Here is a 20,672-nt window from a genome sequence, read left to right on the forward strand (position 1 = left end):
GAGTTCCCGGGCGACGACATCCCGATCGTGAAGGGTTCGGCGCTGGCGGCGCTGGAGGATTCCAACAAGGAGATCGGCGAGGACGCGGTGCGGGCGCTGATGGCGGAAGTCGATCGCTATATTCCGACGCCGGCGCGTCCGATCGACCAGCCGTTCCTGATGCCGATCGAGGACGTGTTCTCGATCTCGGGTCGCGGCACGGTGGTGACGGGGCGTGTCGAGCGCGGCATCGTGAAGGTTGGCGAGGAAGTCGAGATCGTCGGCATCCGCGACACCAAGAAGACGACGGTGACGGGCGTGGAGATGTTCCGCAAGCTTCTGGACCAGGGCCAGGCGGGCGACAACATCGGCGCGCTGATCCGCGGCGTCGACCGCGAGGGCGTCGAGCGCGGCCAGGTTCTGTGCAAGCCGGGTTCGGTGAAGCCGCACACGCGGTTCATGGCCGAGGCGTACATCCTGACCAAGGAGGAGGGCGGTCGCCATACACCGTTCTTCACCAACTACCGGCCGCAGTTCTATTTCCGCACGACGGACGTGACCGGTGTGTGCACGCTTCCCGAGGGCACCGAGATGGTGATGCCGGGCGACAACGTGACGATGGACGTGACGCTGATCGTGCCGATCGCGATGGAAGAGAAGCTGCGCTTCGCCATCCGTGAAGGCGGCCGCACCGTCGGGGCCGGCATCGTCGCCTCGATCGTCGAATAAGATACGCGATAAGCGGGCGGCGTAACAAACGCCGCCCGCTTTGAAGAGATGCGAAACGGGCGACTTGCGCGGCCTGTTTTATGTGATCAACGACATCGATTTTTCAAAGATCAGGGATCAGGCGGCGGGGCGGTCGCGTAGATCCTGGATGAAACCAGCGGCGACGAGCTTTTCCGAATCGACGAAGGCCGTCGATTGCGCATAGCGAAAATCCATCGTCTCGCCGAAGGCCGCGTGGTCGAGAATTTCCTTGTAGAAGCGGCCGCCATCGAAGTGCGTGCCCCATTCGTACATTGTCCGGAATTCCTTTATGGAATCGGCCGAAAACTTGTAGTGCAGCAGCACCGCGTGAACTGCGGAATAATTGCGCTGGATCGGCAGCGGACCGTGGTCGCTCCCGCTGTTGAATCGTGTCTTCCGGTCGACGAAAATGACCGGGAACTTCGTCATTCGCATATCCGTGCCGAACATCCGACGACGCGGGCCGCCGCGAATCGCAGTGCAAAATTTCTCATTAGCGATCGTATAGCCTTCCGCGTCGTATAGCGGGCACACGACCGTCGGTGAGGCGTCAGGCGGTCGGTGTTGGGGGGCGTCGGAAAGCTTGGCGTCCGGGTAGATATCGATCATCACCGCAAGGGCGCGCTTGAGACCCTCGGACTCGATGTCGGCGATGAAGTCCATGAGCGTGCGCTTCTCGCTGCCCGGAAAGACTAAATATTCGTCGCAATCTATCGAAACGTACCAGCGGTCCTGGCCGTAGCGGTCGACCAGAAGATCGCGCCAGACCAGGCCGCCGCTGGCACCGCGATAGTCGACATTCGACTCGTAGATGTCGGCATCGGGCGCGGCGAGCAGGAGCGCGCGGGTATCGTCATTCGAGCGGTCGTCGACGAAGGCGAAGCGTTTAACGCCAAGGCTTCGATAATGGGCGAGGAAAGACGGCAGATAACGCTCGGCGTTCTTTAGCACGCTGATCAGAATGATGTCATCGTGCGCAAGGGGCTCCGAGAGTTTACGGACCGGTGTGATCACGGCGTCTCGTGCGCGGCGCTCGGCTCGTCGGCGGTAACGCCCGTTGCGAAATGCCAGTCTTAGCCGTTCGAGCCACGAGATCCGACCGATGCTGTGCCAGCCGTCCGGATTTCTCAGCGGATAGTCCATCTTGAATCTCGCCTACTCCGTCGCCGGCGTCTTCTGGCACAGGGCTATTGCCGACGCAATTCGTTCTCGGTCATGCTCGCCGGGCAGCGCGCCTCGCAGAAGTATCGCATTGCATTCGCGCCTCCTGGGAAAACAGACTGCGAGCCTGTCGATCGGTGCAAGCACAAAGCCGACGGTTGCCGCCGGCGTGCCACGTGACTACACAGCGGGCCAAACCACGCCTGACCAAGGCTCAATCAGGGGAACATTGCTGATGTCCGCGCTGACAGCTCGCATCTTCATTGGATTCGATTCCAACGAGGTCATCGCCTATCACGTCCTGGCGCAGAGCATCATCGAGCATGCGTCGATGCCGGTTATGTTCGCGCCGATCGTCTTGTCCAATCTCGACGGCATTTTCACCCGCGAGCGCAACACGCTGCAATCCACCGAATTCTCGTTCTCCCGCTTTCTGGTGCCCTATCTCAGCGGCTTCGAGGGGTGGAGCCTGTTCATGGACTGCGACATGCTCATGCGGGCCGATATCGCCGAGCTCTGGGCGCTGCGTGACGATCGCTACGCCGTCATGTGCGTCAAGCACGACTACCAGCCGAAGATCGAGACGAAGTTCCTCGGCCAGGCGCAGACCAAATACGAAAAGAAGAACTGGTCGAGCGTCATGCTGTTCAACAACGCCAAGTGCCGTGCCCTGACCCCGGATTTCGTCAACACGGCAACCGGCCTGCAACTCCACCAGTTCAAGTGGCTCGACGGCGACGAGAATATCGGCGAATTGCCGGCGGCCTGGAACTGGCTGGTCAATGAATATGACCATCGCGCCGACGCCAAGAATGTCCATTTCACCGACGGCGGGCCGTATTTCGACGAATACAAGGATGACGACTACGCCGAGGAATGGTTCGCCATGCGCGAGCGCACCTTGCATGTCCGGCAGCGTGGCGACTGAGAAAGATCGCGGCTCCTGGCGGTCGTGCCGGCCGACTCGCTAGAGCGTTGGAATATCAAAGAGGAAACGGATGGCGGACACCTCCTGGATCGGGGATCGTGACGGCTGGGCAGCGTTCTTCGCCGGCTTCGAACGCATCGTCCTCGTGGCCAATAGCGACGCCGTCGATATCGCGGCGCTGCGGCAGCGTTTTGGCGATGACGCGCTCTACGTGTTCTTCAACAAGGTGTTCAAGGTTCTGTCCGAGCCGTTCGCGGGCTCTTGCCTGCTCGTGGCCAGAAGCAGTCCGGCGGGAGCCAACATCGTCTACCGAAACGAGGTGGAGAGCGTCCTTGGTCTGTTGCGCTCGCCGAAATTTCGCGGCGTCCTGAATCTGCGGACGGCGCCGGGCGAGACATTCAGCCGGGCCGAGGAGTTCGGCGGCGCCAAGGCGGGCTTTCTCGATCTCGCCGACTATTTCGATGACTTCTATCCCGCAAGCCATGTGCCGACCAGCGGCTTTGCGCTGGCCGTGTGGCTGGCGGAGAACTGCCCGACCTCGCGGGTCGTGCTGGCCGGCTTCACCGCACAACGCTCGGTGCAATGGAAGCTGTTTCACGATCACGACTGGACCTTCGAGCAGATCGTGCAAAGATTGTTGCAGCGATCGAACAAGATCGAGAGGATCGGCGGGTCGGACACAAGCGGGCTGGAGGCGATTGCCCGCAGGTTTCCCGACACAACCCCGGAAGAGCTGTCGCTTGTCGCGTCGCAGGTTCTGGCCGAACGGCTCGAAGGCTCGAATATTGCGATCGATCGGCTGTTTTCCTTGACCCGCCTGCAGGGGCGGGTCGACGGCTTGCTGCGATCGCTGAAGCCGAAGACGCGCAAGCAGAAGCTCGCGGCTAAATCGAGGACAGATACTGCGAAACAATGACCGGGCCGATCTCCTCCCAACGGCACTGGGGCGTTTAACCGACGCACTCGACTTTCCCCGGGAGGAGAAGGTGAGCGATCTGCTCCGGGTGAGTGACCTGCAACGATGTGCCCGGCGGCCGTTCGCCGTAGCCCCAGGCCGCGTGCAGGAAATCGATTCCCGCGCGCCGGGCGGCTTCGGAGTCGCTCGCCATGTCGCCGACGTAAATTGTCTCGCACGGGTCGCACCGTGTCAGTGCCATTGCCATCAACAAGTGATCCGGCGCCGGTTTGCCGCGACAGGCGCTGTCGGGGCAGCGGACGACGGAAAAGACCGGCGGAAGCCGCTCGAGCAGGATCGCGGTGCGCTCGCTGTCCTTGGAGGTGACGATGCCGAGCTTGCGTCCCGCCGCATAAAGGCCGTCGAGCATGAGGGCGATGTCGGCGTAAACAGGCGCTGACGCCAGGTCGAGCGCCGAACGCTGTCGATAGATGATTTCCGCGCTGTCGGAGAGGTGGCCGATCCCGAGACGGCGCATGATCGACCCGAAGGGCTGTCCGATCTCCGCGATGTAGGCATCGAAGGGAACGTCAACCCCCAGCACCCGGCACACCGCCGACCAGGCCGCCAGCATGTTGGCTCGGGTATCCACCAGGACGCCATCGAGGTCGAAGAGCACGAGACGCTTATCGGCAAGGGGAGGCGGCAACTGCACGGCGAGCTCATAGAGGTTGCGCAATACATAAAATGCAACCTATAGAATATTCGTCGCAGCGTCTGGCGCAAGCGGCGGCCGGTCGAAAGAATCTCATCTTGATGATCCCGTCGACATAGCCTAAGGAAGCCACGCGCGAAGGGGTATAGCTCAGTTGGTAGAGCGGCGGTCTCCAAAACCGCAGGCCGTGGGTTCGAGTCCCTCTGCCCCTGCCATTCGCCGGAAATGAGATTCTGTCGAGCCGGCCCTTGTGAATCGCGGCAAGGGCGGGTAGAGGAACGGCGATCGACATGTGGCGCGTGAGGCTGGCGACCAGCCTTCACGCGCATTAGCTGTGAGCGGTGTATGGCCAAAACCAATCCTTTCACATTTCTCCAGCAGGTTCGATCCGAGACCGCGAAGGTCACTTGGCCAACCCGCCGTGAGACGATCATTTCGACGATCATGGTGTTCGTGATGGTCGCATTCGCCGCGACCTTCTTTTTCGTCGCGGATCAAGTGCTCGGCTATGTCGTGGGCCTGATCATGAATGCCGGCGCTTGACGCCGACGTCGCAGGAGACATCGTAAATTTCATGACCGCCCGCTGGTACATCGTCCACGCCTATTCCAATTTCGAGAAGAAGGTGGCCGAATCGATCGAGGAGCAGGCCCGCCAGAAAGGGCTCTCCGACAAGTTCGAAAAGATCCTCGTGCCCACCGAGAAGGTGGTCGAGGTGCGTCGTGGTCGCAAGGTCGATGCCGAGCGGAAGTTTTTCCCCGGTTACGTCCTGGTCAAGGCCGAGCTGACCGATCAGGTCTTCTCGATGATCAAGAACACGCCGAAGGTCACGGGCTTTCTCGGACCGGACAATCGGCCGGTCCCGATTACCGACAAGGAAGCCGAGCAAATCCTGATGCAGGTGCAGGACGGGGTGGATCGGCCGAAGCCGACGATCTCGTTCGATATCGGCGAGCAGGTTCGGGTCTCCGACGGTCCCTTCGCCTCGTTCAACGGCGTCGTGCAGGAAGTCGATCAGGAGCGGGCGAGGCTCAAGGTCGAGGTCTCGATCTTCGGTCGTGCAACGCCGGTCGATCTCGAATTCGGTCAGGTCGAAAAGGTCTGACCAGAACGGGCTTTTGGTCCGAATCATCGTGCGGAAGGCAATCCGGCTCTAGCCGGTCGGAGATGCCGCACCGCGCGAACTGCAGGTAGCCGGGGGCTGGGTCGCTGATTGACCGGTCGTTCGGCTCGAACAAATGAAGGCAGGAGCAAATGGCTAAGAAAATACAGGGCCAGCTGAAGCTGCAGGTTCCGGCCGGATCGGCGACGCCGTCGCCCCCGATCGGTCCGGCGCTCGGTCAGCGTGGCATCAACATCATGGAATTCTGCAAGTCGTTCAACGCGCAGACCCAGGACCAGGAGAAGGGCTCTCCGATCCCCGTGGTGATCACCTATTACCAGGACAAATCCTTCACCTTCGCGATGAAGACTTCGCCGGTCAGCTACTTCCTCAAGAAGGCGGCGAATCTCAAGAGCGGCTCCAAGGAGCCGGGCAAGAGCGTCGCCGGTTCGGTGACGCGCGAGCAGGTTCGCGATATTGCCGAGAAGAAGTTCAAGGATTTGAACGCGAACGACGTGGAAGCGGCCATGGCTATGGTCGAGGGCTCCGCCCGTTCCATGGGCCTCGAAGTGGTGGGTTGAGACGATGGCAAAAGCTGGAAAGCGCATCCGTAACGCCCGCGACGGCATCGACCGCATCAAGCTCTACGGTCTCGACGAGGCAGTCGAGTTGCTGAAGGGTCGTGCGAGCGCCAAATTCGACGAGACGATCGAAGTCGCGATGAATCTCGGCGTCGACCCGCGTCATGCGGACCAGATGGTTCGCGGCGTCGTCAATCTGCCGAACGGCACCGGACGGAGCGTCCGCGTCGCCGTGTTCGCGCGCGGCGACAAGGCCGAGGAGGCGAAGGCCGCCGGGGCCGACATCGTCGGAGCCGAGGACCTCGTCGAGCAGGTTCAGGGCGGCACGATCGATTTCGATCGCGCTATCGCCACGCCGGACATGATGGCTCTCGTGGGTCGGCTGGGCAAGGTTCTGGGGCCGCGCGGCCTGATGCCGAACCCGCGGGTCGGAACGGTAACTCCGGACGTCGCCGCCGCCGTGAAGGCATCCAAGGGCGGTGCCGTCGAGTTCCGCGTCGAAAAGGCCGGTATAGTTCATGCCGGTGTCGGCAAGGCGAGCTTCGATGGCAAGGCGATCGCGGAGAATATCCGTGCCTTCGCCGATGCCGTCCAGAAGGCCAAGCCCTCGGGCGCCAAGGGCATCTATGTCCAGCGCGTCGCGATCACCTCGACGATGGGTCCTGGCGTCAAGATCGATCCGTCGACCCTGAATGCGGCGTAGGTCCGACCCTTAACACTGGTGAACGGCGCACCTATATGCGCCGATCACCTATACCAAGGTTCCGGGGCTCGCCCCGGTGCGTGGGGGCCTTTCGGGGCTCCCTGAATGCCTGTCCGAGATTGTGGGCGACCGGTTGCTTCGGCATTCGGTCTTAATCGTCAGAAAGCCCGCATGAGACGGGGAAGTTCCAAATTTTCCGGGATCAGCCCGGGTTCTTGGTTCGAACCTCTGAATGCCTTGTGTCGCCCATGGGTTCCGCGGAATCCGCGAAGGGTCTGGCCGAGGGGACAGGATCTCCGAGCGTCGTCCGGATGATCCGGGCGGCAAAAGGCAACCGGCCGCGGCTTCTTCGGAAGCCGAGGCTAAATGGAGAGAGGCAGTGGACAAAGCGGAAAAACGCGAATTTGTCTCGACGCTCAACGAGACCTTCAAGGACTCGGGAACGGTCGTCGTGGCCCACTATGCCGGTCTTACGGTCGCGCAGATGAACGACTATCGTTCGAAAATGCGCGATGCGGGGGGCACCGTCAAAGTCGCGAAGAACCGCCTCGCCAAGATCGCTCTTCAAGGCACGGACGCCGAAGGCATCTCGACGTTGTTCGAGGGCCAGACCCTGATCGCCTATTCAGGCGACCCGGTCGCGGCGGCAAAGGTCACCAACGATTTCGCCAAGGGGAACGACAAGCTCGTCATCCTGGGCGGGACGATGGGCAAGACCACACTCGATGCGAATGGTGTGAAGGCCTTGGCCTCCATGCCGTCGTTGGACGAACTCAGGGCCAAGCTGGTCGGCATGATCAATACGCCGGCTACTCGGATCGCTGGGGTTCTCCAGGCACCCGCGGGACAACTCGCGCGTGTTTTCGGGGCCTATGCCAAGAAGGACGAGGCGGCGTGAGGACGGTTCCTCGCTGCTCAAACCAAAGTTCGAATCCAAAGGAATACAAACATGGCTGATCTCGCCAAGATCGTTGAAGACCTGTCGAGCCTGACCGTCCTCGAGGCGGCTGAACTCTCGAAGATGCTGGAAGAAAAATGGGGCGTTTCCGCCGCGGCTCCCGTGGCGGTCGCCGCTGCTGGCGGCGGTGCTCCGGCCGAAGCGGCTGAAGAGCAGACCGAGTTCAACGTGATCCTCGTCGCCGCCGGCGCACAGAAGATCAACGTGATCAAGGAAGTCCGCGCGATCACGGGCCTTGGCCTGAAGGAAGCCAAGGACCTCGTCGACAACGCGCCGAAGCCGGTCAAGGAAGCGGTCGACAAGGCCGAGTCCGAGAAGCTCAAGGAGCAGCTCGAAAAGGCTGGCGCCACGGTCGAAGTCAAGTAATCGCGGGTTTCCCGCGCTTGCGCACCAAAATCCGGCGGGCGGGACGGCATTTTGCCGTTCCGCCTTCCGTGCTCGCGCCATGGCGAGCCGGGCGGACGGCGGTCCGATCCGAACGAGGCAGGAACTGGCGTGATGTGACGCGCGCGTGTTCAGACGGCTCATAGAACCGTTTGGAGACGCGGGCCTTTCGCCCGGCAGATCTGTCAGCCGCACCGGCCTTTTTGGCACGCGGTACCTCTCGACGGAGAGGGAAGAGAATTCAAGCCCTTTGGTCAAGGGCGTTGTCACGAGAAGGAGCGACGATGTCTCAAACGACGACGTTTAGCGGTCGCAGGCGGGTACGCAAATTCTTCGGGTCGATCCCCGAAGTCGCCGAGATGCCAAACCTGATCGAGGTCCAGAAGGCCTCCTACGATCAATTTCTGATGGTCGACGAGCCGCAAGGCGGGCGTCTCGAAGAGGGGCTGCAAGCCGTCTTCAAGTCGGTTTTCCCGATTTCTGACTTCTCGGGCCAGGCGATGCTGGAATTCGTGAAATACGAATTTGAGGCGCCGAAATTCGACGTTGAGGAGTGCCGTCAGCGCGATCTGACCTACGCCGCGCCGCTCAAGGTGACGCTGCGCCTCATCGTGTTCGATATTGACGACGACACCGGCTCCAAGTCGGTGAAGGACATCAAGGAGCAGGACGTCTACATGGGCGATATGCCGCTCATGACGTCCAACGGCACCTTCGTCGTGAACGGTACCGAGCGCGTCATAGTCTCGCAGATGCACCGTTCGCCGGGTGTGTTCTTCGATCACGACAAGGGCAAGAGCCACTCGTCGGGCAAGCTGCTGTTCGCCGCCCGCGTCATTCCCTATCGCGGCTCCTGGCTCGACATCGAGTTTGACGCCAAGGACGTCGTGCATGCGCGCATCGACCGCCGCCGCAAGATTCCGGCGACGAGCCTGCTGATGGCGCTTGGCATGGATGGCGAGGAAATCCTGTCGACCTTCTACGACACCGTGAAGTTCGAGAAGGACAAGAAGGGCTGGCGCGTGCCGTTCTCGGTGGAGCGCGTGCGCGGCCAGGGCGCCGTCGTCGACCTCATCGACGCCGACAGCGGCGAGGTTCTCGTCGAGGCCGGCAAAAAGGTGACGGCTCGCCAGGCTCGCCAGATGCAGGAGAAGGGCGTCAAGGCCCTGCGCGCGACTGAGGAGGATCTTGCCGGATCCTACATCGCCGAGGATATCGTCAATCCCGAGACGGGCGAAGTGTATCTCGAGGCCGGTGACGAGCTCGAGATTACCGTCGATGCCAAGACTGGCGAGCGCAAGGGCAATCTGATCGACCTGATCGCGGCCGGTTACGACGAGATCACCGTTCTCGACATCGATCACGTCAATGTCGGCGGCTATATCCGCAATACGCTGGCGGTCGATAAGAACGAAGGTCGTCAAGACGCGCTGTTCGACATCTACCGGGTGATGCGTCCCGGCGAGCCGCCGACGATCGAGACCGCCGAAGCGATGTTCAACTCGTTGTTCTTTGACGGCGAGCGCTATGACCTGTCGGCCGTCGGCCGCGTCAAGATGAACATGCGTCTCGACGTCGACGCCGAGGACACCGTGCGCGTGCTGCGCAAAGAAGACATCCTCGCGGTGGTCAGGACCCTCGTCGACCTTCGCGACGGCAAGGGCGAGATCGACGACATCGACAATCTCGGCAACCGCCGGGTGCGTTCGGTCGGCGAGCTGATGGAGAACCAGTATCGCGTCGGCTTGCTGCGCATGGAACGCGCGATCAAGGAGCGCATGAGCTCCGTCGAGATCGACACGGTAATGCCGCAGGATCTGATCAACGCAAAGCCGGCCGCCGCCGCCGTGCGCGAGTTCTTCGGTTCCTCGCAGCTGTCGCAGTTCATGGATCAGACCAACCCGCTGTCGGAGATCACCCACAAGCGCCGCCTCTCGGCGCTTGGACCCGGCGGCCTGACGCGCGAGCGCGCCGGCTTCGAGGTGCGCGACGTGCATCCGACGCATTACGGCCGGATCTGCCCGATCGAGACGCCGGAAGGCCCGAATATCGGCCTGATCAACTCGCTCGCCACGTTCGCGCGGGTGAACAAATACGGCTTCATCGAGAGCCCGTACCGCAAGGTGATCGACGGCATCGTCACCCATGATGTCGTGTATCTGTCGGCGATGGAGGAATCCAAGCATCACGTCGCACAGGCGAACGCCGTCCTGACCGACGACAGCCGGTTCCAGAACGAGTTCGTGGTCTGCCGTCATTCGGGCGACGTCTTCATGACGCCGCGCGACAATGTCGATCTGATGGACGTATCGCCGAAGCAGTTGGTTTCGGTCGCTGCGGCGCTGATTCCGTTCCTTGAGAACGATGACGCCAACCGCGCTCTGATGGGCTCGAACATGCAGCGTCAGGCGGTGCCGCTGGTTCGCGCCGAGGCGCCGTTCGTCGGCACCGGCATGGAATCGATCGTCGCCCGCGATTCGGGCGCTGCGATCGGTGCGCGCCGCACCGGCGTGGTCGACCAGGTCGACGCGACGCGTATCGTCATCCGCGCGACGGAGGATCTGGAGGCCGGCAAGTCCGGTGTCGACATCTACCGTCTGATGAAGTTCCAGCGCTCGAACCAGAACACCTGCATCAACCAGCGTCCGCTGGTGGCGGTGGGTGACCCGGTCGAAAAGGGCGACATCATTGCTGATGGTCCGTCGACAGATCTCGGCGATCTGGCGCTCGGGCGGAACGTGCTCGTCGCGTTCATGCCGTGGAACGGCTACAACTACGAGGATTCGATCCTCCTGTCGGAGCGCATCGTCGCCGATGACGTCTTCACCTCGATCCATATCGAGGAGTTCGAGGTCATGGCGCGCGACACCAAACTTGGACCCGAAGAGATCACCCGCGACATTCCGAACGTGTCGGAAGAAGCGCTGAAGAATCTCGATGAGGCCGGCATCGTCTATATCGGTGCCGAGGTGCAGCCGGGCGACATTCTGGTCGGCAAGATCACGCCGAAGGGTGAAAGCCCGATGACGCCGGAGGAAAAGCTCCTGCGCGCCATCTTCGGCGAAAAGGCCTCCGACGTCCGCGATACCTCGAACCGCATGCCTCCGGGCGCCTATGGCACGGTCGTCGAGGTTCGGGTGTTCAATCGTCACGGCGTCGAGAAGGACGAACGCGCCATGGCGATCGAGCGCGAGGAGATCGAGCGGCTCGCCAAGGATCGCGACGATGAACAGGCGATTCTCGACCGCAACGTCTATGGTCGCCTGATTGAGATGCTGGGCGGAAAGTCCGCCATCGCGGGACCGAAGGGCTTCAAGAAGGGCGCGACCATCTCCGCCGACGCGATGAACGAGTATCCCCGCTCGCAGTGGTGGATGTTCGCCGTCGAGGAGGAGAAGCTGCAGGCCGAACTGGAGGATCTGCGCAACGTCTATGACGAAGCGAAGACCACCCTCGAGCAGCGCTTCATGGACAAGGTCGAGAAGGTGCAGCGCGGTGACGAGCTGCCCCCCGGCGTCATGAAGCAGGTCAAGGTCTTTGTCGCGGTCAAGCGCAAGATCCAGCCGGGCGACAAGATGGCCGGACGGCACGGCAACAAGGGTGTGGTGTCGCGCATCTTGCCGGTCGAGGACATGCCGTTCAATGAGGACGGCACGCATGTCGACATCGTGCTCAACCCGCTCGGCGTGCCGTCACGCATGAATGTCGGGCAGATCCTCGAGACGCATCTTGGCTGGGCCTGTTCGGGCATGGGCAAGAAGATCGGCGAGATGCTCGAGGTCTATAACCAGTCCCGTGACGTCTCGCCGCTGCGCGATGAGATCGCTGGACTGCTGGGCGACAACGACCGCAACGAGAAGGTCAAGGACTACGACGACGCCAGTGTCGTCATCTTGGCCAAGCAGATGACCCGCGGCGTGTCGATTGCGACGCCGGTCTTCGATGGTGCAGTCGAGCACGACATCGTCGAAATGCTGGAAAAGGCGGGACTCGACGGTTCGGGCCAGGTGACGCTCTATGACGGGCGCACCGGCGAGGCCTTCGATCGGCAGGTGACGGTCGGCTACATCTACATGCTGAAGCTGCACCATCTGGTGGACGACAAGATCCACGCCCGTTCGATCGGTCCGTACTCGCTCGTGACCCAGCAGCCATTGGGCGGCAAGGCCCAGTTTGGCGGCCAGCGCTTCGGCGAGATGGAGGTCTGGGCGCTCGAGGCTTATGGCGCCGCCTACACGCTGCAGGAGATGCTGACGGTGAAGTCGGACGATGTCGCGGGCCGCACCAAGGTCTACGAGTCGATCGTGCGTGGTGACGACGCCTTCGAGTCCGGCATTCCCGAGAGCTTCAACGTGCTCGTCAAGGAAATGCGCTCGCTCGGCCTCGACGTCGATCTGGCGAACTCGGCGGTCGAGTTGCCGGCACCCGCCGAGGGTCTGCCTGACGCGGCCGAATAGACGTCGCGGGAAAATCGACCGCACCCGTTGCGGTCCGGATCGGCGCCGACATGGCGCCGATCCTCGACGATTGAACGATTTCAGCGGCCGGTATACCCGCCGCGACTCGGGGTTTTGCCCCACGAAGGAGAAAGCGCATGAACCAAGAGGTCATGAACATCTTCAATCCGCAGGTGGCTGCGCAGACGTTCGATTCCATCCGCATCTCGCTCGCCTCGCCTGAGAAGATCCTTTCCTGGTCGTTCGGCGAGATCAAGAAGCCGGAGACGATCAACTACCGCACGTTCAAGCCGGAGCGGGACGGTCTGTTCTGCGCCCGCATTTTCGGTCCGATCAAGGATTACGAGTGCTTGTGCGGCAAGTACAAGCGGATGAAGTACAAGGGCATTATCTGCGAGAAGTGCGGCGTCGAGGTGACTCTTTCGCGCGTGCGGCGCGAGCGCATGGGTCATATCGAACTCGCCGCGCCGGTCGCCCACATCTGGTTCCTGAAGTCGCTCCCGTCGCGCATCGGCACGCTGCTCGACATGACGCTCAAGGATATCGAGCGGGTTCTGTATTTCGAGAACTACATCGTCACCGAGCCGGGCCTGACCTCTCTGAAGGAGCATCAGCTCCTGTCGGAAGAGGAATATATGATCGCCGTCGAGGAGTTCGGGGAGGATTCCTTCACCGCGCTGATCGGCGCTGAGGCGATCCAGGATCTTCTCGCGGGCATGGATCTGGAGAAGATCGCCGGCGATTTGCGTGCTGAGCTCGCGCAGACCACCTCCGAGCTCAAGACCAAGAAGCTGATGAAGCGGCTGAAGATCGTCGAGAACTTCCTCGATTCCGGCAACAAGCCGGAGTGGATGATCATGAGCGTCGTTCCGGTGATCCCGCCGGATCTGCGCCCGCTCGTCCCGCTCGACGGCGGTCGTTTCGCGACGTCGGATCTCAACGACCTGTATCGCCGCGTCATCAACCGGAACAACCGCCTCAAGCGGCTGATCGAGCTGCGTGCGCCGGGCATCATCATCCGCAACGAGAAGCGGATGCTGCAGGAAGCCGTCGATGCACTGTTCGACAACGGCCGCCGCGGCCGCGTGATCACCGGCGCCAACAAGCGTCCGTTGAAGTCGCTGTCCGACATGCTCAAGGGCAAGCAGGGCCGGTTCCGCCAGAACCTGCTCGGCAAGCGCGTCGACTATTCCGGCCGCTCGGTCATCGTCACAGGTCCGGAGCTGAAGCTGCACCAGTGCGGCCTGCCGAAGAAGATGGCGCTGGAGCTGTTCAAGCCGTTTATCTACGCGCGCCTCGATGCCAAGGGTTTCTCCTCGACCGTCAAGCAGGCGAAGAAGCTGGTCGAGAAGGAGCGTCCGGAAGTCTGGGATATCCTCGATGAGGTCATCCGCGAACATCCGGTGCTCTTGAACCGCGCTCCGACCCTGCACCGTCTCGGCATCCAGGCCTTCGAGCCGGTGCTGATCGAGGGCAAGGCGATCCAGCTGCATCCGCTCGTCTGTACGGCCTTCAACGCCGATTTCGACGGCGATCAGATGGCTGTGCACGTTCCGTTGTCGATCGAGGCGCAGCTGGAAGCGCGCGTTCTCATGATGTCGACCAACAACATCCTGCATCCGGCGAACGGCGCGCCTATCATCGTGCCGTCGCAGGATATGGTGCTCGGGCTCTACTACCTCTCGATCATGAACGAGAACGAGCCGGGGCAGGGGATGGCCTTCTCCGACATCGGCGAACTCGAGCATGCCATTGCCAACCGCTCGGTGACCCTGCACAGCAAGGTCAAGGGCCGCTTCAAGACGGTGGGCGCGGACGGCAAGCCGGTCTCGAATATCTACGAGACGACGCCGGGCCGTATGCTCATCGGGGAACTGCTGCCGAAGAACGCCGCGATTCCGTTCGACATCTGCAACGAGCTGATGACCAAGAAGACCATCTCCAAGATGATCGACCAGGTCTATCGTCACTGCGGTCAGAAGGAGACGGTGATCTTCTGCGACCAGATCATGCAGCTCGGGTTCCGTCATGCCTGTACGGCTGGCATCTCGTTCGGCAAGGACGACATGCTGATCCCGGACACCAAGCCGAGGATGATCGGCGAGACCCAGGCGCTCGCGAAGGAATACGAGCAGCAGTACAATGACGGCCTGATCACCCAGGGCGAGAAGTACAACAAGGTCGTCGATGCCTGGGCGAAGTGCACGGACAAGATCGCCGACGAGATGATGGCTCGCATCAAGGCGATCGAGTTCGACGACAATGGTCGGCAGAAGCCGATGAACTCGATCTACATGATGTCGCACTCCGGCGCCCGCGGGTCTCCGACCCAGATGCGCCAGCTGGCGGCAATGCGTGGCCTGATGACCAAGCCGTCTGGCGAGATCATCGAGACGCCGATCATCTCGAACTTCAAGGAAGGCCTGACCGTGCTCGAGTACTTCAACTCGACCCACGGTGCTCGCAAGGGCTTGGCCGACACGGCGCTGAAGACGGCCAATTCGGGTTATCTCACCCGTCGTCTCGTCGACGTGGCGCAGGACTGCATCATCACGCAGGTCGATTGTGGCACGAAGAACGGGCTGACCATGCAGCCGATCGTGGACGCCGGTCAGGTCGTCGCGTCGATCGGCCAGCGGGTCCTCGGCCGGACGGCGCTGGAAGATATCCTGCATCCGCTGACCGGCGAGGTTATCGTCAAGGGCGGTGTGACGATCGAGGAGGCCGACGTCGAGGTGATCGAGAACGCCAGTATCCAGTCGATCAACATTCGTTCGGCGCTGACCTGCGAGATCCGCACCGGCATCTGCGCCACCTGCTACGGGCGCGATCTTGCCCGCGGCACGCCCGTCAACATGGGCGAGGCCGTCGGCGTCATCGCCGCGCAGTCGATCGGCGAGCCGGGCACCCAGCTCACCATGCGTACCTTCCACATGGGCGGGACCGCGCAGGTGGTCGACTCTTCGTTCCTGGAAGCCTCCTACGAGGGCACGGTGGCGATCCGCAACCGTAACGTCGTGCGGAATTCCGATGGCCGACTGGTGGCGATGGGTCGCAACATGGCGATCCTTATCCTCGATCAGGCGGGCAAGGAGCGTGCGTCGCACCGCGTCACCTACGGTAGCCGTATCTTCGTCGACGACGGCGATACGGTCCGGCGCGGCCAGCGCATCGCCGAATGGGATCCCTACACCCGTCCGGTGCTGACCGAGCTCGAGGGCACGGTCGACTTCGAGGACATGGTGGAAGGCATCTCGGTGTCCGAGCAGGCCGACGAGTCGACCGGCATCACCAAGCGGGCGGTCATCGATTGGCGGGCGAGCCCGCGCGGTCAGGACCTGAAGCCGGCGATCGTTGTGCGTGGCAAGGATGGCGAGATCCTCAAACTGGCACGCGGTTCCGACGCCCGCTACTTCCAGTCGGTCGACGCGATCCTGTCGGTCGAGCCGGGCGCCACGGTGAAGGCCGGCGACGTCCTGTCGCGTATTCCGATGGAAAGCGCGAAGACCAAGGACATTACCGGTGGTCTGCCGCGTGTCGCCGAGCTGTTCGAGGCCCGCAAGCCGAAGGACAACGCGGTGATCGCGGAAATCGATGGCACGGTGAAATTCGGGCGCGACTACAAGAACAAGCGCCGGATCATCATCGAGCCGCACGAGGACGGCGGCGAGCCGATGGAGTACCTGATCCCGAAGGGCAAGCCGTTCCATCTTCAGGAAGGTGACGTCATCGAGAAGGGCGACTACATCCTCGACGGCAACCCTGCGCCGCACGACATCCTGGCGATCCGCGGCGTGGAGGCGCTGGCGTCCTACCTCGTCAACGAGATCCAGGAGGTCTACCGGCTGCAGGGCGTGTTGATCAACGACAAGCACATCGAGGTCATCGTCCGGCAGATGCTGCAGAAGGTCGAGATCGTCGAGTCCGGCGATTCCGGCTACATTCCGGGCGACAATGTCGACCGGATCGAGCTGGCGGAACTCAACGAGCGTCTGGAGGAAGAGGGCAAGAAGCCGGCATCCGGCAACCCGGTCCTCCTCGGCATCACCAAGGCCTCGCTGCAGACCCCGTCCTTCATCTCGGCCGCCTCCTTCCAGGAGACGACGCGAGTGTTGACCGAGGCGGCGGTCGCCGGCAAGACCGATACGCTGCAGGGCTTGAAGGAGAACGTCATCGTCGGCCGCCTGATCCCGGCGGGTACCGGTGGCATGATGACCCAGGTGCGCCGCATCGCTACCTCGCGCGACGACCTCATCATCGAGGATCGCCGCAAGGCCGCCAACAAGGCCGAGACCGATCGCATGCTGACCTCGATCACGGACGCGGCCGAGTAGGCCTCGCCCGTTTGGTGGAAGCAAGAATGGAAAGGCCGCCCTCGGGCGGCCTTTCGCCGTCAAGGACCGCTGTCGCGGATGCAGAAAACGCCGTGCGCGCCGATTGCGGCACGGCGCCGACGAGGGATTGGGATCGCCATCGGGCGAGGCTCGCGAACTCCTTCGGATCCGGGGTTGACGGGTCCGGGGAGAATCGTTAAGTACCCCCCAACAGAGCNTGGGATCGCCATCGGGCGAGGCTCGCGAACTCCTTCGGATCCGGGGTTGACGGGTCCGGGGAGAATCGTTAAGTACCCCCCAACAGAGCCGATGTGAGGCCGAATCTTCCCAAGGACGCCACGTCCGGGATCAAGCGCTTCAAACAAGGCTTCGTTCAACGAGACGTCACATCGCTGAATGCAAGACCGTCTAAGCGGTCCTCTGCTTCGTTCCGGGCAGTCCACTCACAAGTGGATCGATTGCCTGGTTTCGCGCATGGAGAGTTGCTCTTCGCTTTTGCGTGGCGCGACGTTTCGTGTCGAACCTGAGTTTTGGAAGAAGAGGGAAGGTTGGAATGCCGACCATCAACCAATTGGTCCGGAAGCCGCGCGTTCGCCCAGTCGAGCGCAATACGGTTCCGGCGCTCGAGGCCAACCCGCAAAAGCGCGGCGTGTGCACCCGTGTCTACACGACCACGCCGAAGAAGCCGAACTCGGCGCTTCGTAAGGTTGCCAAGGTTCGCCTCGTCAACGGTTACGAAGTCATCGGCTACATTCCGGGTGAAGGCCATAACCTTCAGGAGCACTCCGTGGTGATGATCCGCGGTGGGCGCGTGAAGGATCTACCGGGTGTTCGCTACCACATCATCCGCGGCGTGCTCGACACGCAGGGCGTCAAGAACCGGAAGCAGCGTCGTTCGAAATACGGCGCCAAGCGTCCGAAGTAAGCCCCAACGCTGATCAGTTGAAGAGACGATAGTATGTCCCGCCGCCACAGAGCCGAAAAGCGTGAAATCAATCCGGACCCGAAGTTCGGTGATCTCATCGTGTCAAAGTTCATGAACGCCGTCATGTATGACGGTAAGAAGTCGGTCGCCGAGCGCATCGTCTACGGTGCGTTCGACACCGTCCACGAGAAGACCCGCCAGGACGCGGTCGTGATCTTCCACCAGGCGCTCGAGAACATCTCGCCGCATGTGGAAGTTCGCTCCCGCCGTGTCGGTGGTGCGACCTATCAGGTTCCGGTCGACGTTCGTCCCGAGCGCCGTCAGGCGCTGGCGATCCGTTGGCTGATCACCGCCGCACGGGGCCGCAACGAGACGACCATGGTCGACCGCCTGTCGGGCGAGCTCATGGATGCGGCCAACAACCGTGGTACGGCTGTGAAGAAGCGCGAAGACACGCACCGCATGGCGGAAGCGAACCGCGCCTTCTCGCACTACCGCTGGTAATTCAAGTTTCTGCCCGAAAGGCGACGCCCGATGGCACGCGACTATAAGATCGAAGACTACCGCAATTTCGGCATCATGGCCCACATCGATGCCGGGAAGACGACGACGACCGAGCGGATTCTCTACTACACCGGTAAGTCCCACAAGATCGGCGAAGTGCATGATGGCGCTGCGACGATGGACTGGATGGCGCAGGAGCAGGAGCGCGGCATCACCATTACCTCCGCCGCGACCACCACGTTCTGGGAAGGCCGCGACGGCAAGAAGCGCCGCTTCAACATCATCGACACGCCGGGTCACGTCGACTTCACCATTGAGGTCGAACGCAGCTTGCGCGTCCTCGATGGCGCGATTGCGCTTCTCGACGCCAATGCCGGTGTCGAGCCGCAGACCGAGACGGTCTGGCGTCAGGCGGACAAGTATCAGGTTCCGCGCATGATCTTCGTCAACAAGATGGACAAGACGGGCGCCGACTTCTTTCGTTGTGTGGAGATGATCAAGTCGCGTCTCGGCGCGCGTCCGATCGTCGTCCAGCTGCCGATCGGTGCGGAGACCGAGCTCAAGGGTGTCATCGATCTCATCGAGATGAAGGCGCTGGTCTGGCGCGACGAGAATCTCGGCGCCCAGTGGGACATTCTCGATATCCCGGCCGACATGCTCGCCCAGGCTGAAGAGTACCGCGAGGCGATGATCGAAGCCGCTGTCGAGCTCGATGAAGGCGCCATGGAGCGTTATCTCGAAGGCGAGATGCCGAGCAACGATGAGATTCGCAAGCTGATCCGCAAGGGCACCTGCGACGTCTGGTTCACGCCGGTTCTCTGCGGTTCGGCTTTCAAGAACAAGGGCGTTCAGCCGCTTCTCGACGCCGTTGTCGACTTCCTGCCGTCGCCGGTCGAAGTGAAGCCGATCAAGGGTATCGACCCGAAGACCGAAGCCGAGATCGTGCGCAAGTCGTCTGACGACGAGCCGCTGTCCATGCTGGCCTTCAAGATCATGAACGATCCGTTTGTCGGTTCGCTCACCTTCGCTCGCATCTACTCCGGCGTTCTGACCAAGGGTACCTCGCTCCAGAACACCGTCAAGGAGAAGAAGGAGCGCATCGGCCGCATGCTGCAGATGCACTCCAACTCCCGGGAAGACATCGAAGAGGCCTATGCTGGCGACATCGTCGCACTGGCTGGCCTGAAGGACACGACGACCGGCGACACGCTTTGTGATCCGCTGAAGCCGGTCATCCTGGAGCGGATGGAGTTCCCCGATCCGGTCATCGAGATTGCGATCGAGCCGAAGACCAAGGCCGACCAGGAAAAGATGGGCCTCGCGCTCAACCGACTGGCCGCCGAGGATCCTTCGTTCCGGGTCAAGACGGATGAGGAATCCGGCCAGACGATCATCGCCGGCATGGGCGAGCTTCACCTCGACATTCTCGTCGATCGCATGAAGCGGGAATTCAAGGTCGAGGCGAATATCGGCGCGCCGCAGGTGGCTTATCGCGAGACGATCACCCGCAAGGCCGAAGTCGACTACACCCACAAGAAGCAGACCGGCGGTACGGGCCAGTTCGCTCGCGTCAAGATGACCTTCGAGCCTGCCGAGATCGGCGAGGGCTTCAGCTTCGAGTCGAAGATCGTCGGCGGCGCGGTTCCGAAGGAATACATTCCGGGCGTTCAAAAGGGCATCGTGTCGGTGCTGACGTCGGGGCCGCTTGCGGGCTTCCCGATGGTGGACATCAAGGCGCAGCTTCTGGATGGCGCGTTCCACGATGTCGACTCCTCGGTGCTGGCCTTCGAGATCGCGGCGCGGGCCGGTTTCCGCGAAGCGATCCAGAAGGCGGGGCCGCGGCTGCTCGAGCCGGTCATGAAGGTCGAGGTGGTGACGCCGGAAGACTACGTCGGTGACGTCATCGGCGATTTGAATTCGCGTCGCGGGCAGATCCAGGGCACTGAGCCGCGCGGTATCGCGCAGGTCGTCAACGCCATGGTGCCGCTGGCCAACATGTTCGGTTACGTCAACCAGCTGCGCTCGATGTCCCAGGGCCGTGCCCAGTACACGATGCAGTTCGATCATTATGAGCAGGTGCCGAACCAGGTCGCGGACGAAATTCAGAAAAAGTACGCCTGACCGCGTTTCCCCTCGAAACGGCATTCGGCTCGCTGAGCCAAGACTAGACAACGGAGTGGCAAGATGGCCAAGAGCAAATTCGAGCGCAACAAGCCGCATGTGAACATCGGGACGATTGGTCACGTTGATCACGGCAAGACGTCGTTGACGGCGGCGATCACGAAGTATTTCGGCG

The 20,672-nt window shown here is 62.0% G+C and carries 17 protein-coding genes and 1 tRNA gene; 16 read left to right on the forward strand and 2 right to left on the reverse strand.

The window, feature by feature from the left end:
* Nucleotides 1-708 (forward strand): EF-Tu/IF-2/RF-3 family GTPase (locus tag VQ045_RS19200; protein WP_331830552.1); only part of this gene is annotated, 708 nt, incomplete at its 5' end.
* A gap of 117 nt (nt 709-825) precedes the next feature.
* On the opposite strand, the gene VQ045_RS19205 is transcribed toward VQ045_RS19200, so the two are convergent.
* Nucleotides 826-1,743, reverse strand: a complete 918-nt coding sequence (locus tag VQ045_RS19205) for a glycosyltransferase family 2 protein (protein WP_331831266.1) — start codon at nt 1,741-1,743, stop codon at nt 826-828.
* 382 nt (nt 1,744-2,125) lie between these two features.
* Between VQ045_RS19205 and VQ045_RS19210 the strand changes: the two genes are divergently transcribed.
* Nucleotides 2,126-2,818, forward strand: coding sequence for a glycosyltransferase (locus VQ045_RS19210; protein WP_331831267.1), 693 nt, complete (start codon nt 2,126-2,128; stop codon nt 2,816-2,818).
* 70 nt (nt 2,819-2,888) lie between these two features.
* Entirely contained in the window at nt 2,889-3,734 is an 846-nt protein-coding gene (locus VQ045_RS19215; RefSeq protein ID WP_331831268.1) for a 3-deoxy-manno-octulosonate cytidylyltransferase, read from the forward strand.
* A 34-nt stretch (nt 3,735-3,768) separates the two neighbouring features.
* Here VQ045_RS19215 and VQ045_RS19220 read toward each other — a convergent pair whose 3' ends face one another.
* Nucleotides 3,769-4,452 (reverse strand): HAD family hydrolase, encoded by a 684-nt coding sequence (locus VQ045_RS19220; protein WP_331831269.1) that lies wholly within the window; start codon nt 4,450-4,452, stop codon nt 3,769-3,771.
* A 115-nt stretch (nt 4,453-4,567) separates the two neighbouring features.
* On the opposite strand from VQ045_RS19220, the gene VQ045_RS19225 reads away from it, so the two are divergent.
* The 13 genes from VQ045_RS19225 to VQ045_RS19285 all read left to right on the forward strand — a co-directional run.
* A tRNA-Trp gene (locus VQ045_RS19225) sits at nt 4,568-4,643 on the forward strand.
* 130 nt (nt 4,644-4,773) lie between these two features.
* Nucleotides 4,774-4,971, forward strand: coding sequence for a preprotein translocase subunit SecE (gene secE / locus VQ045_RS19230; RefSeq protein WP_327626046.1), 198 nt, complete (start codon nt 4,774-4,776; stop codon nt 4,969-4,971).
* Between the two features lie 31 nt (nt 4,972-5,002).
* On the forward strand, nt 5,003-5,533 hold the full coding sequence (gene nusG, locus VQ045_RS19235) for a transcription termination/antitermination protein NusG (protein ID WP_327648994.1): 531 nt from the start codon (nt 5,003-5,005) through the stop codon (nt 5,531-5,533).
* Between the two features lie 149 nt (nt 5,534-5,682).
* Complete coding sequence (rplK, locus tag VQ045_RS19240; protein ID WP_327626044.1) at nt 5,683-6,111, forward strand: 50S ribosomal protein L11; 429 nt, start codon at nt 5,683-5,685, stop codon at nt 6,109-6,111.
* A gap of 4 nt (nt 6,112-6,115) precedes the next feature.
* Nucleotides 6,116-6,814, forward strand: coding sequence for a 50S ribosomal protein L1 (gene rplA, locus VQ045_RS19245; RefSeq protein WP_331831270.1), 699 nt, complete (start codon nt 6,116-6,118; stop codon nt 6,812-6,814).
* Nucleotides 6,815-7,193: 379 nt separating this feature from the next.
* Nucleotides 7,194-7,712, forward strand: coding sequence for a 50S ribosomal protein L10 (gene rplJ / locus VQ045_RS19250; RefSeq protein ID WP_327626042.1), 519 nt, complete (start codon nt 7,194-7,196; stop codon nt 7,710-7,712).
* Nucleotides 7,713-7,763: 51 nt separating this feature from the next.
* Nucleotides 7,764-8,138 (forward strand): 50S ribosomal protein L7/L12, encoded by a 375-nt coding sequence (rplL, locus tag VQ045_RS19255; RefSeq protein WP_206453987.1) that lies wholly within the window; start codon nt 7,764-7,766, stop codon nt 8,136-8,138.
* A 302-nt stretch (nt 8,139-8,440) separates the two neighbouring features.
* Nucleotides 8,441-12,613 (forward strand): DNA-directed RNA polymerase subunit beta, encoded by a 4,173-nt coding sequence (gene rpoB / locus VQ045_RS19260; protein ID WP_327626041.1) that lies wholly within the window; start codon nt 8,441-8,443, stop codon nt 12,611-12,613.
* A 137-nt stretch (nt 12,614-12,750) separates the two neighbouring features.
* The gene (gene rpoC, locus VQ045_RS19265) at nt 12,751-16,947 is read left to right on the forward strand and encodes a DNA-directed RNA polymerase subunit beta' (protein ID WP_327651177.1); all 4,197 of its coding nucleotides are present in this window, start codon (nt 12,751-12,753) and stop codon (nt 16,945-16,947) included.
* Between the two features lie 553 nt (nt 16,948-17,500).
* Nucleotides 17,501-17,872, forward strand: coding sequence for a 30S ribosomal protein S12 (rpsL, locus tag VQ045_RS19270; protein WP_206453990.1), 372 nt, complete (start codon nt 17,501-17,503; stop codon nt 17,870-17,872).
* Between the two features lie 33 nt (nt 17,873-17,905).
* Entirely contained in the window at nt 17,906-18,376 is a 471-nt protein-coding gene (gene rpsG / locus VQ045_RS19275; protein WP_327626039.1) for a 30S ribosomal protein S7, read from the forward strand.
* A 30-nt stretch (nt 18,377-18,406) separates the two neighbouring features.
* Nucleotides 18,407-20,497, forward strand: a complete 2,091-nt coding sequence (fusA, locus tag VQ045_RS19280) for an elongation factor G (protein WP_327626038.1) — start codon at nt 18,407-18,409, stop codon at nt 20,495-20,497.
* Between the two features lie 63 nt (nt 20,498-20,560).
* On the forward strand, nt 20,561-20,672 hold a 112-nt coding region (locus tag VQ045_RS19285; RefSeq protein WP_134887344.1), incomplete at its 3' end, for a GTP-binding protein.

It is taken from the genome of Aurantimonas sp. E1-2-R+4, assembly GCF_036549515.1.
Taxonomy (GTDB): Bacteria; Pseudomonadota; Alphaproteobacteria; order Rhizobiales; family Rhizobiaceae; genus Aurantimonas; species Aurantimonas coralicida_A.